Origin of the sequence: Alteromonas sp. S005 (assembly GCF_036864475.1) — a bacterium.
GTDB lineage: Bacteria > Pseudomonadota > Gammaproteobacteria > Enterobacterales > Alteromonadaceae > Alteromonas.
Map to the genome: position 1 here is coordinate 24,865 of NZ_JAZETN010000012.1, position 12,984 is coordinate 37,848.

Annotated in this window: 10 protein-coding genes and 1 pseudogene; 5 read left to right on the forward strand and 6 right to left on the reverse strand. The window is 40.1% G+C overall.

Annotated elements, in window-relative coordinates:
• Nucleotides 1-563 precede the first annotated feature (563 nt).
• Entirely contained in the window at nt 564-1,691 is a 1,128-nt protein-coding gene (locus V7R55_RS13780) for a ParB/RepB/Spo0J family partition protein (protein ID WP_334059954.1), read from the reverse strand.
• Nucleotides 1,688-2,581, reverse strand: a complete 894-nt coding sequence (locus tag V7R55_RS13785; protein WP_334059955.1) for a ParA family protein — start codon at nt 2,579-2,581, stop codon at nt 1,688-1,690. The genes V7R55_RS13780 and V7R55_RS13785 overlap by 4 nt, the downstream gene beginning before the upstream one ends.
• Before the next feature lie 593 nt (nt 2,582-3,174).
• Here V7R55_RS13785 and V7R55_RS13790 point away from each other — a divergent pair.
• The 3 genes from V7R55_RS13790 to V7R55_RS13800 all read left to right on the forward strand — a co-directional run bounded on the left by V7R55_RS13790 (nt 3,175) and on the right by V7R55_RS13800 (nt 8,291).
• Nucleotides 3,175-4,641 (forward strand): hypothetical protein, encoded by a 1,467-nt coding sequence (locus V7R55_RS13790; RefSeq protein ID WP_334059956.1) that lies wholly within the window; start codon nt 3,175-3,177, stop codon nt 4,639-4,641.
• A 387-nt stretch (nt 4,642-5,028) separates the two neighbouring features.
• Nucleotides 5,029-5,883: a hypothetical protein gene (locus tag V7R55_RS13795; RefSeq protein ID WP_334059957.1), complete on the forward strand. Its 855-nt coding sequence runs from the start codon at nt 5,029-5,031 to the stop codon at nt 5,881-5,883.
• 1,299 nt (nt 5,884-7,182) lie between these two features.
• Nucleotides 7,183-8,291 (forward strand): IS3 family transposase gene (locus V7R55_RS13800; RefSeq protein ID WP_334059958.1). Its coding sequence is split into 2 segments (ribosomal slippage): nt 7,183-7,435 and nt 7,435-8,291, totalling 1,110 coding nucleotides; the frame shifts between segments, so codons are not numbered across the junction.
• Here the strand turns inward: V7R55_RS13800 and V7R55_RS13805 are convergent.
• From V7R55_RS13805 to V7R55_RS13815, 3 genes are all read right to left on the reverse strand, one after another.
• Nucleotides 8,288-9,016, reverse strand: coding sequence for an MBL fold metallo-hydrolase (locus tag V7R55_RS13805; protein WP_334059959.1), 729 nt, complete (start codon nt 9,014-9,016; stop codon nt 8,288-8,290). The two genes, V7R55_RS13800 and V7R55_RS13805, sit on opposite strands and share 4 nt — an antisense overlap.
• 134 nt (nt 9,017-9,150) lie before the next feature.
• Complete coding sequence (locus tag V7R55_RS13810) at nt 9,151-9,486, reverse strand: hypothetical protein (RefSeq protein ID WP_334059960.1); 336 nt, start codon at nt 9,484-9,486, stop codon at nt 9,151-9,153.
• A gap of 181 nt (nt 9,487-9,667) precedes the next feature.
• Nucleotides 9,668-10,603 carry a DUF6694 family lipoprotein gene (locus tag V7R55_RS13815; protein WP_334059961.1) on the reverse strand — a complete coding sequence of 312 codons (936 nt, stop codon included), beginning with the start codon at nt 10,601-10,603 and terminating at the stop codon, nt 9,668-9,670.
• 139 nt (nt 10,604-10,742) lie between these two features.
• Between V7R55_RS13815 and V7R55_RS13820 the strand changes: the two genes are divergently transcribed.
• Together V7R55_RS13820 and V7R55_RS13825 are read left to right on the forward strand one after the other, a co-directional pair.
• Nucleotides 10,743-11,246 carry a hypothetical protein gene (locus V7R55_RS13820; protein WP_334059962.1) on the forward strand — a complete coding sequence of 168 codons (504 nt, stop codon included), beginning with the start codon at nt 10,743-10,745 and terminating at the stop codon, nt 11,244-11,246.
• Between the two features lie 396 nt (nt 11,247-11,642).
• Nucleotides 11,643-11,846: pseudogene (locus V7R55_RS13825) on the forward strand (IS91 family transposase); the annotation flags it as partial.
• Nucleotides 11,847-12,275: 429 nt separating this feature from the next.
• On the opposite strand, the gene V7R55_RS13830 reads toward V7R55_RS13825, so the two are convergent.
• Entirely contained in the window at nt 12,276-12,947 is a 672-nt protein-coding gene (locus V7R55_RS13830) for a type 1 glutamine amidotransferase domain-containing protein (RefSeq protein ID WP_239241720.1), read from the reverse strand.
• Nucleotides 12,948-12,984: the final 37 nt, after the last annotated feature.

The window sequence follows — 12,984 nt, forward strand, 5'->3', positions numbered from 1 at the left end:
ATCGCCCACTATTGAAGCGTTGAACTTCCGCTCTTCGTCTCAAGGTATCGCTTACGCTATGAGGCAGAAAAGTACCTTTAGAGAATAGATAAAGGAGTAAGTGTAAACAGACCATTCTGACAGGAAAAATGCAATAAGATAACTTGTATCAAAATAAATAAACCATACTTTGTAAAGACCGTACGATCCTCAAAACAACGCTTTATTTACCGTCCATGTATTATCGTAATGACGTTAGTGAGAGTTAACTTAAACTGGTGACTCATTCATAAAGTGCGTTACCAATACAGTGTTTTTCTACGTCAACGTTTCGATGAACAATTAACACGTTAATTATCCAGTTCGTAATGCTTTACTGGTATTTGTATGTTATCGGTTTAAATGGATGATTAAAACTTGAGTACAACTGATGGACTAAAACACTGGATCGAATATAACATTAATATAAAATCTTTACCGCCCTCCCCTATTTAATTTTTAAAATTGAACAAAGCCGCTGGCTATTACCAATATTGACCTGCGGCGTTATTTTCATATCTAAGTTCACGTGAACCAAAAACATGCTATTTTGACAATGAAGCGAGCAAAGACTTCAATACTTTTTCGACAGCCACTGCGTCGTCAAAGTTTACTTTTTCCCAATCAATACCCACATTGAGTTTTGTGACATCCTCCGTTAATAAACGACGAATTGCTGAAGTTTGCGTCACTTTTACCTTTGGCATCGTAATGTACTGCTTCGCTCTACCAGGCTTTTTGGGAGTATCAATTGGCAGATACTTTATAAACCTCCCCTCATCGGATAGCATTTTTAAGTAGCGCTCTGCATCCTTACACTCCTCGGCTTTTTTTATTTCCTCGTAAAGCGCGACAAGACTTGTTACTACTTTGTTTTCAAGCAGGTTGTGGACAATATCAAAATGCTCATAAAGTTTGTCATAACGGAAATACGATGTACGACTGATACCCAAATATGACGTGACTAAGGAAATCCGTTCAGTCTTCATTTTTGAACGTTCCAAGCTTTCTAGTTCACGTACAGCCTTCGCATAACTGTTTAACGCATCAGGTGGAGTAAGGTCTGAGCGTGAAAAGTTCTCAATGTGACGGAGCACATTCAGATTTTTTGGTTTTTCAGCATAAATTTTAACCTTAACCTTTATCAAACCACCATAGAGGAAGCGAATTGCATAGAAACGTCTATGACCGGCGACAATCGGGTAGTCAGTCATATTCTTACGCCATACTGAAATCGGATGAACCAATTCACTATGTTTCAGTGTTTCAGCAAGGTTTATTATCTCTTCAATCTCCTGATTGACGGTGTCGAAACGAGGATTATCTTTTGACAAACGATTTTCAAGAACCCCCTTTTCACAGACAACGCAATTATCCAAAGCGGCTATAGACTCTTCATCTGATTTTTGTGCAAACGTAACGGGTAAATATCGTGAGTTGTCTGGCTGGGGTTGAATGTAATCCACCAGCACCCTGTCTAATTCAGAAGATGTCTTAAATATCGGGTCGTCATGTACCTCACTCTCTTTTGTTTTGTCTCTTTCCTTGAGGTCATCCAACATCTGTTGAGATTTTTTAGAGACACCTTCACCTGACTCAAATTTACTAATCAAGTCTTCTTGTGTGTTGTTTTTCCCGACAGTTCTTCGTCTTGACCTTTTAGGACTATTCATTGTTCACTCCCCCATAAACTTTCTTCAATCAATTCATAAAGCTTTTGCATTTCAGATTGTGCATGGTGATTATGTACATAGTTAAAATGTGACTCATCAACAGAAGGGCGTTCCATAACTCGATAGCAATTACGTTGTTGAAGCCAAAAGCGCGTCATATGCTTTCCAGTTGGACCATTTTTGTCGTAAAGCTTTGCTAGTGCTACTTCATCTTTCTGAGTAAGTCGCGATTTGCTTGGAACTTTGTTTGGAACAACTCCTACAATTTTCAGTGGTGAATTCTGTCTGTCCTCATTTATACGGTCTACCCGATTTAGTAACATAGGCACACCATCTATAGAGTCGTATTCAGGTTCTGTCGGAATTATTACGTGAGTAGCGGCCCCCAACATACCAGCACTTACAGGCGATTTACTTGGAGGGTTATCAACAATCACTATGTCGTAATCTTCAGCCAGTTCTGGTATAGAAAACCAGTCGCGCATGTGTGTCGAAATTTTTGAAACCAGTCTATCCGATTGCGGTGTCAGAGCTAATACACGGTCGACGTTGCCCTCCGAGGGTAAAACTTTGATATTTTCAAAAGCTGTCGGATATTCATATACTGGTGAATCAAACAAAATATCAGTGGAAGTATTTCGGCCACTCCATTCTGGATCGTCAATCTCTTCCAACTCTGGGTGTAGTGGCGCTGCATATTCATCATCGCCTGGAATAGCATCCATTTTTAAGAAAGCTTTTGATGAGTCCTGCTGTGAATCGTAATCAAGCACCAAAACACGTCGCTTCTTTCCTTTACCATTTGGACCACCCGTTGCTAATAGATATGCAATTGTTGACGCTAGAAACGTTTTTCCAACGCCTCCTTTTCTATGGTAACTAGAGAGCACTCGCATTCCATTGTACATTTCGTTTGTATTCAAAATTTCAACCTCGTTTTAGCACACAATTTCAGTCTGACATGCTAAACATTCAATGTCTCGGATCGAATCTTTAAACAATTCCATTGTTAGTCCAGAAGGGCATATTTAATTTATTAATTAAAAATTACCGTAAAGCCTTTATTAGCTTGGGCCTGCAGGGTTTATCTGACTACTAGGTTCATATGAACCTAATTGGAAAAATTAAAAGTAAGGAAACAAAAAATAGTGATCGATAGGGGAGGCTAATTCAAGATTGTACGAAAGCGATCTCCAATAGCTCATTCAGTCGATAGTAGAAACATTAGTTAATGGACTATTTAACTAAATAATTATCAACTGCCTGAAAGCCCCTGCTGGCTTAGGGTTAGGCGGCATTATTGTCTATAAGGTTCACGTGAACCTGGTTCATAAAGTGTGTAAGGAAAATAAACCACAAGAAATTATCTTGGGTAAACCTTTGATTGATTATTACCTTTAAAGTGGACTTAAAATCGATAGTCAGATAACCTTTGGATCGAATCTCCAAAACAACTATAATCTATAACATCGGGGGAAATATCGTGCGAGAGCTTTTTGACTTATCAGAAAAATATGGATTTAAAGCACCGCTAGTTGACGCTCCCGAATCGCTAGATTTAAAAGTTTACCTCAGACTATGTGGTGCATTATCAGTTTCACCAACCACAATTGCTGTTATTTCTGACGTCTTCATTGCATTGCAAGATATCGACGAGCGCATAGCAAGTTTCGAGTACCTTGCACAACGTATAAATAGAAAAGTATCAAACATTCGACACCATTTGGTAATCCTAGAAAAAGTTAGTCTCATAAGAAGCGAATTCATCACAACTGACCCAATACGGCGTAGAAGAGGAAAACTTTTTACTCTTGCGATACCTGAAGGACACGATATCGCTGCATCAGACCATTCATCAACCATAGATGCAGATAACTATCAACTGGTGTCATCTAATACCGTCGAAACGATAAATATCGATCGATACGACGATAAGACTCGCTTTCTTGAGCTACAAATTGTGAGATACCTCGTCAAAGCCATGCGAACCAACCGTAAAGATAAGGCTGGAACGATAAATGTAAAGTTGAAGGAAGACGGTCGAATAAAGCCAATATCTATTACTGCGCGAGCAGAAGAGGGACGTCTTATCTACCTTCCAGATATGAGCTATTACGCTGGCGCCATAACTTGGCTTATCAATCATATTTCGGAGCGAGTTGAACAAGCCGATACTATTGGGGAAACTTTCACACTACCACTTGAGCCACTTATATCGATGGCAAAGGATATACCTCTTTCAGATGCATCAGCTGGTGGTTATATGAATAATGCGGTTCAATCACTGCAGCGAATATCTGCAACTACATTTGATATGCGGGATTTGTACGGTCAAGACCACGATACAATCAAAGACATTGAGATGTACTACAAGTTGTTCAGACTTGAAGCCCTTGTTACATATGAGGACGATAGAGGGGTTGAAAAGAAAGCTGCAGTCGTTCAGTTTCCGCGTTCAACTGTTAAGAATATAATTGCCGCTGTGCGTGACGAAAGATCACTAGACGAAATGTTGCTAATCGACAGTGATATCTTTGCGACCAAAAACGAAATTGAAATTCTATTTGGTCTATGGGCGAGGGAACACCTTATTACTGGCCGGCAAGCACAACAGATATACACATGGAATGAACTTCGTGAGTCGGTAGCGCCTTCATCCAGCCTAAGCGAATTTAAACGAAAGTTTTCAAATATGGTACTTACGAATGCGGATCCTGAATATAAAGCTAAAATTCATGACGCTGTAAAAAAGAAGATCGTTCAAGTCGTTGAGACATGCCATTTATCAGAACCAAGAAAAGGGGAATTAGTTGTTGAATACGGACGCGCCACGGTTCAAGGCTACCTGATAAATATAGGTTATTCACCAGAACATGGATCTTCGGTAATCGCCTTCAGAAGAGATATGTCTGCATTACATATCTTGAGCCATTTCAATAATCAAAAATAACTTCAATTTGATGTTACGAATTTTCTGGATCGAATCTATAGCAATTAAAATCAATAAATTAGGCTTCGGATCGAATCTATAAAAAGATCCATTTTAGATCACGATCCAACTTGATCTCTAACACCTTTCATATAAAGATTACACCTGTTAAAGACATTCTCTTATTTTTTATTAAATCTTTAACTTGCTCATTGAAGAGCTGCACAAAATACTTTGGAAAGATAAGAAGCGCTATAAAGACAAAACCCGTGAAGTGTTGGCGCACTACACGGGTCTTAGGATGTAACTTTGTCGAACGAGTTACACATCCAATTCTAGCGGATTGACCGATCACGTCAACTGTTAGGGCGTTTTTTATCAACAATAACTCGATTTGTTGGTAAAAAGATGAACAAAAATACAACATTTGTATTCATGAGCACTGGGCTCTTTGAACACCTCAATGAAACAGAAGCGTATGTTTTCTCTTTTGTGTCATATTTTGCGTGTGACAAATCTAAGGGAAGTATATTCAAGCGCTCCACAGCTAGCCTCTGCAATCAACTCGGTTACTCTTCGAACACAATCAGAGCAACAATCAATAGCCTCGTTGAAAAGAATTTTTTATCAAAAGTAGAGAAGCCAGAAAGCCCGTCTAAAGATCTTAGATATCGCTACTACGATGACATCGCACACCATTTAGAAATTGGTAGTGACGAATATGCACAAGAGTTTTCTTCCGAACTCTCTTATATCCTTGTCGGCTTGAGAACAAAAAGTAATTGCAAACATGGATCCCTGAAAAACGTTTTTTTCAAAGTCTATGTAACAGCGCTACAAGCTAAATCGAAAGGGGAGAAGTGGAAGCGTAACCAGTCTCGGCATCTACATAAAGCTCTGGTGCTCCATGGCTTTTTGCACAACAAAGTAAAATTTAGAGAAAAGTTTGCCAAATCAGCATTATCATTAACCGTACCATACCTCTCTGCAATGTTGCAGTTCTCAAGGAACACCATAAGACGCATCATAAACACTCTTGCTCAACTAGGGCTAATTACAATGAAGCCCGATGGAAGGCGTATTGTGTTTACTCATATCAAGATACCTGAAAAAGTAAGGGCAGGATACAAGCTACTCAAAACAAAACTATTTGGTTGCAATACTCCCATCGCCTCACAGAAGCCAGCGTTGTTGAAAAGGCTAGACAAAGGTGCATCACCAGCCGAGCATGCTGCATATCTAGCAGCAATGAAAAAAACGTAAGGTCACTAACGTTTCAAATATAGTTTCATTATCCAGGCCCTACGTTCTGGAGATTTCTCATACCTGAAATTCAATGATTGAAAAAAAATACACTCAGGTACAATACGTTTTAACGATGACGTTCTAAAAATATCGTCAGATCAGCAAAATAGAGGGCTTTTTTTAGTTTTATTAATTAATAATAAAGCCACTTGTCTTCATTTATTGTTATGTAAAATAAAGTGTTTCCATCCATGAGTAGTTAATAATAAAGCAAGCCATTCATAAAAATCAGGGTTCATTGAAGATATATTACATCCAACCATGCTTGAAACAGTCCAAAACTCTGCACATTAGAAAGAGTTATAACAAAGAGAAAAGGGTAGAGGGGGTAAACCCAATCACAATTTGTGTTTTATATGAAATTTCTTAGGAAAGATCTTAACTTTTAATGACAGAGTCTTTCTACGCATCTTGTAGATCCAAAAACATGACTGCTATTTGGGAAACAAACCCAATGCTTTTAGTCCCTGTATCTTTGAAAAAATGTAAACTAAAGGCAATATGGAGTTCTTGTTTGAACCCTTATCAAAACGCATAAGATATGTTGAGATATTGCTCACAGACCAATTACTATTTGTTAAACTCGTGTAGACATCCCCTAATAAATATAGAAGACCCAATATCAATCCCAGCTCCATTGAAACAGGCTTAATTGAAGTTTTTCTGTAAGTATTGATGCAAGAGATGAATATAAAAAATCTCGATACACATCATCTCAGATCATCGGGGTGTTAAAAGGAATTGATACAGGTGTCATCGCTGAGCCAGTCTGAGGTTAAAACAAAACAGAGTCTGCCTAAACGAATAGCCTATTCATTAAATGTACTGGGTTAGATAAACTATCTATGGTCGTCGGCCTTTAAGCATACATTTTATATTACGATAAACGGTACAGAACGCCGAATGTAGTGGATAAAGGTGTGACACAGTGTCTTGCTATTGAAGTTGTTTAGTCTGTTAAATAAACGTCGTACGCGTTTTAGAACGGATTAATGCTGAGCTTGCGCTACCAACGCGGTTTCACATAGATAATGGCTCATAGCTAATTTCGGCGATGCAGACTAATTGATGTGAGACCAATAACATAGAGCTACTATATATACAGATAACTAAGCCATAGCAAAATGGCTTGGTTCTAGCAGCTGAATTATAAAAAAGAGGAAACACATAAAAGCCTAAGTGACCTACTGTCCACTTCCCCTAAACTGAGACAGACATAATTGGAGTTTTCTGCAATGATTAACGCAGGAGACGACTATGAAAAAATCACGCTACACAGAATCTCAGATCATTGGGGTGTTAAAGGAAGTTGATGCTGGTATGAAAGTTGAGGAAGTATGCCGTCAACACGGTATCAGCAGTGCAACCTATTACAATTGGAAGTCCAAATACGGCGGTATGGAAGCCTCAGACGTCAAGCGACTAAAAGAGCTTGAAGAAGAAAATGCCAAGCTCAAAAAAATGTTTGCCGATGTTAGCTTGGAAAACAATGCCATTAAGGAACTTGTCGCAAAAAAGGGTTGGTGACAGCAGAGAAACGAGAATGCGTCAGCATACTGGTTGATGCGGGGCTAAGCGTCGTAAAAGCCTGCCTCTTCGTAGGTATTGGCCGTGCGACTTTTTACCGTCCTGAACGAGACTGGCGTAAAGCGGATGCTGCTGTCATTGATGCTATCAATGCGGTCTTGGAGAAGTCGCCACGAGCAGGCTTCTGGAAGTGTTTTGGTCGAATGCGGTTCAAAGGCTTTCCCTTCAACCACAAGCGCGTCTATCGCGTTTACTGCCAGATGGGATTGAATCTGAGGCGCAGAACTAAACGGGTACTGCCCAAACGAATAGCCCAGCCACTAGAAGTGCTGGATCAGGCAAACCATCAATGGGCGTTGGACTTTATGCATGACACATTATATTGCGGCAAACGGTTCAGAACACTGAATGTGGTGGATGAAGGCACGCGGGAGTGCCTTGCTATTGAAGTCGATACGTCTTTGCCAGCTGGCCGTGTCGTACGCGTGCTAGAACAACTTAAAGCTGAGCGTGGATTACCCACTCAGCTGCGTATGGATAATGGCCCAGAACTAATTTCGGCGACGCTGATGGATTGGTGTGAAACCAATGATATAGAACTCGTGTATATCCAGCCAGGTAAGCCACAGCAAAATGGCTTTGTTGAACGCTTTAACGGTTCATTCCGCAGAGAGTTCCTTGATGCTTACTTGTTTGAAAATCTCAATCAGGTAAGAGAAATGGCTTGGTTCTGGCGACTTGATTATAACGAAGAAAGAACACATGAAAGTCTGGGTAACCTGCCTCCGGCAGCTTACCGAGCAAAATTAGAAAATTCTAATTCAGCACTGTCTCATTAAAGGGGAAGTGGACAATCGCGCTCACCCAACAAACCAATACCTAAGAAAACAATGGAGGCAGTTTTCTCATTAATCTGGGCCCATTTATCTGGAAAGTCTGCACTAGGCACAACCAAAATATTAGACTTTGGGTGCTCAATATAGTAACTGTAAACATCTCCTGCATTACTATATTCGTAACCACCGGCGACAAAAAGAAAGAGCCTTTCTAACAGTTTTTTTGCAAAGCTTTTGTGTGCATGCTTAGATTCGATAAATGTAACTTTGAAGTCACCAACCTTTGTCGAGTTCTTTCCATTAATTGGTCGTTCAACATCGTTGTTATATATCTCCAAGGTTCTTTTCGAAGCTAGTAATCTAGCTCCTTTGATATTTGCTACTACAGCAGCATCTTTAGCGTGGTCAAAATGTGAATGTGAAACTAATACAGCATCAATATTCTTATCTTTTATCACTTTTATCACTTTTATTGCTTCATCGCTTGTCTTCATTCGGTTGACTATTGACTCTACAATGCCTTGCCTAGAAAAGAAGCCATCTATAAGAATCGAGCTGGTGGTATCAGAAATGAGTAAAGTGGATGTACCATAAAAACTTGCATAAAGTGGATTTTTTATAGAAGAAACGTTGAGAGTTGGAACAAAGATTCTGGGTTGATAATGTGCACAACTACTCAACATAATTCCCATTATGAATAAGCTAAACGTAAAGAGGTGGTTTCTCATGAGTTTATCCATCCCAACTTTTGACACAATATATATGTGCGGTCCTTCCAACGATTGAGAACATCATTCTTTTTTTATTTTACTTAGGACATTCTCATTCTCGTAAACTTCACCAAGATGTTCAGGCTACGACTTTATAACCTGTTTTCCCTATCGTTATTGTCTGTGTACCTAACGTGTTCGCTAACCAATCGTGCTTTTATGCTTTTGAGTTCTTCTGTATCAACTTCGTTACACTTCATGGGTTTATAATCGAATTTAACGTCTAAGGTTTTTCTATCAATAACAATATGGAGAGTCTTATCTTCACTCTTATGGTCCAGATACAGCATGACACTGTTGTCTGACAATATTGCTTTATAGGTACTGTAAGAATTTGCTTCCTCAACCTCTTCAGCCCATTCATACTCACCCATGTAAACGAACTGTCCTATATTTCCCAATTGCGTTTCTTGATCGTAGTAGAGCACGTATGAATTACCCTGCAATGGGCTAGAGGTGAAATTGGGTTTTTGACAGAAAAATAGCGTAGCATTATTAAAATCGCTTTCTGTAAATTTACGCTGGGGCTCAGAACATCCTGCTAATATGCAAGTTAGCATCAGAACAGATAAAAAGTATGGTAACCGTTGTTCAGTGTTCATTTTCATATTAATTAGAGAAAGCCAAGTCAACGATTTTGATTATTGTTTTACTCTCATCCCACTCAGAGAGCTTCGATTTCACAGTGAAGTATTTTCCGTCTTCCATTTCGTAGATATAACCCGCTTTAAGAGGTTTGTTATCCCTTATTGAAAAGCGGCTAACAAGTACTGGATGAAAGCTTTCTTCGTAAATAGTGCTATTGTTTTTGTCTTGAAAATACACAGTGACTTTGACTTTATCCAGCGAGCGTTCACCATTGTTCTTTAAAGATACGCGAATAGCAGGAACACCTTTATCAGAGTAGGTATCAATACGCTTTGCTTCAAATTCCGTTATTGCCACTTTATTCATGTATTCCATTTTTTCGGTAAACTCGTTAAGCGCAGTTTGCGTATTAGTAATCCCATTCGTGGCTAACTCTTTTGCCGAATCTATTTCGCTTAATGTGCGATATTTCTCTATTGCGTCTTGAAAGCGTTTACTTTCTAGCAGGGCTTTTGCTTCATCACTGAGTTTGCGGATGGTTTCTTGCTCTTCGCGAGCTTTAGCTTGCTTGGCTTCTCTTTCCGCTCGCTTGCGCTCTCTAAGTTCTTTATCCTTCGCCAGAGCTTCGCGGTATTTTTCGATCACTTCTTGCCCGGTAAGGCCATCGAGAGATTGAAGGTTAATAGATATGAGCGTTTCAGGGCTAGCACCGTCGTTTTTGCTATCAAATGAGCCAACCATAGAAGACCATGCGTTTTGTCCTCCGAGTGAGTAGTACATTAGGGCTTTGGCAAATTCAGCCTGCTCCTGTTCCGTCATGTCAGCAGTAATGCTTTGAGCAGAACTCTTTATGGTTTCTTGTGACGTGGTATCGAGCGTGGTTGGGCCGAAACACCCAGTTAGTAGAAGTAAAAATATCGTGACTAGGGCAGTGTTCTTCATGGCATCCTTTCTCATGTAATGTTTTCTAAAATAAAGTACCACACTCTCAATTGAAATTGCAGATTGCAAGGAAAACCATAAACATATTAAATAGTGTAAACATGCATTTAAGTGATAAACACGTTATATCGAACTTAACAATTAAATGTTTAAGATGTCATCAGTAATAGGTCATACATCAATGCCGAAGCGCGATGAAGCAATGAAATACTTAACGAGGCTTGGAAATGGTTGGACGCTTCGCGTAGCGCTTCCCAGGTCAAAGGGAGAAGCATACATATATGGTCGTTTTTTAGATAAAGACTATGGTTCGAAAGAAGCTTCGCTTGTTGCTGCTCAGAAACAAAGAGATAACGACGCAGAGTTAATTGGCGCCGATAAAAACTGGGTTCGGCAAAAAAAGGCAGATGCGACAAAGTCAGACCTGATCACAGGTTTATCTGAAGTGAGAACAGTTGAAAATCATAAAAATGGGTCTGTATACGAGAGAACCTATATTGTTGCATACCATCCAGTTAAATGGCGTAATACCAAAAAGAAGTTTATGTACAAAGACAACCCGACCAGAGCGAATAGCAGAACCAGAGAGGTTGCCATTAAATGTGCTGAAAAGGTACGCAAAGATTGGGAAAAAGAATTAGGGATGGTATCTCAATAGCTAAGTGACTGAAATATAATAAGTTCACGCATGATAACAAGCATTATCATGCGTGAATGTTGACCTTCATCGCTGAGTTACGTAACCCATACCCGGCTCGTTGGACTGGAGCTTCCACCATAACTCGACAAGCATTTAAATATTAGGCGCTGAAGTACAGATTATTGACTACCTACTTCTGCTTTGTGCGCAAAGCGGAAGTTGGCCGATTCAAAATGTAATGGCACCCATGAGCGAGAAGCAAACGTTAGAGGAGCCTCCGTTGTAGACTAGCTATCTGATCGTATACCGGTCGTTCAGATAACCACGATCCACTGCCAATTTCTGTCACTCTGGTCAGTTTACTTACTAGCCCAACAAGGCACACTACAGACTTTTACATTAGCAAGGATGCTGATGTTAGCTGCTGAACAACGCACCTATCAACGCCACCGTCCAGAGCAAACATTGCTCTATCAGCTTGTTGAGAAACATTACCCTGCCTTCGCAGAGATGATGCAATTTCAGGGAAAGCCATTGCCATACCATGTGTTCAAAGAGTTTGAAGAGTTTCTCAAGTGTGGTCGACTTGAGCATGGATTTCTGCGCGTAGTCTGTGATTACTGGCAACTCATGCAGAGCGCCACCACTCACAGAATCACTGCATACCACGCAGATTGATGACTATGAAATCCAGAAAGATTTTGATTTTGGCGCTTAAGAGCGCTACCACCAATACAGCTTGAACACTTATATGTTGAGGTACTTTTTTTCACGTATCATGAACACATTTACAGTACCAATGGCCTGCCTATTTTTTGTCTTGACGACACTCTCTCGGTAATTTCCTCCTGTTGTTGAATCTGTAACGCATGAAACAAGCATTAAAACCAGCTGCCATAAAGAATAGTAAATAGTGGTTGTTTTAATTTTACTCAAAGCCTTCGGTTATCCGCCTGCAGACACGGTGAACAAACGAGTCCTGAGATAAAGAAAAAGGAAAGCAGTACCAAACATGCTTTCCTTTTTTATTCGGTTTGAAGTTAATCTTTACTTCAGAAGATCAACGATAGCTTTGCCTACACCATGAGCGCTCGTCGGGTTTTGACCTGTGATGACGCGGTCATCGACGATGATAAGCTCTTGCCATGGCTGCACTTTCGAGTAACGCGCTGCGCCACGAGCCAAAGATTCTTCCAATAAGAATGGGATGTCGTTGATGGTGCCAAAATCAATCTCTTCTTCGCGAGTAAAACCAGTCACTGACTTAGATGCAAGCAGCTTCTCACCATTGCTCAGCGTAATTGGTAGTAGGGCACCCGGGCCATGACAAACTGCTGCGACAATACCGCCATCTTCATAGTGCTTTGCCGAGATCTTAGCGAAGTCTTCGTTGTTTGCTAGATCTGAAAGCAGACCAAAGCCACCTGGGTAGAAGATAGCATCGTAGTGATCTCCATTGATTTGCGATACAGGAATGGTGTTGTTCACGCGGTTTTGGAAATCATCATCCGCCAAGATTTTTGCGTTTACTGCATCGCCTTCGATGTCTGTTCCGTATAGAGGAGCCTGGCCACCTTTGATAGAAGCTAAGTCGTAATCAAAGCCGGCATCCAATAATTCGCTCAAGGCATGCGTTAGCTCTGGCGCGTAAGTTCCGTTTGCTTGGTCAGTTTCACCTAGTGTTGCGTGGTTTGTAACGATAATCAGTACTTTCTTCATGATGGTGTCCTTTTAAGGTGGTGTGTATTTGTTGAAT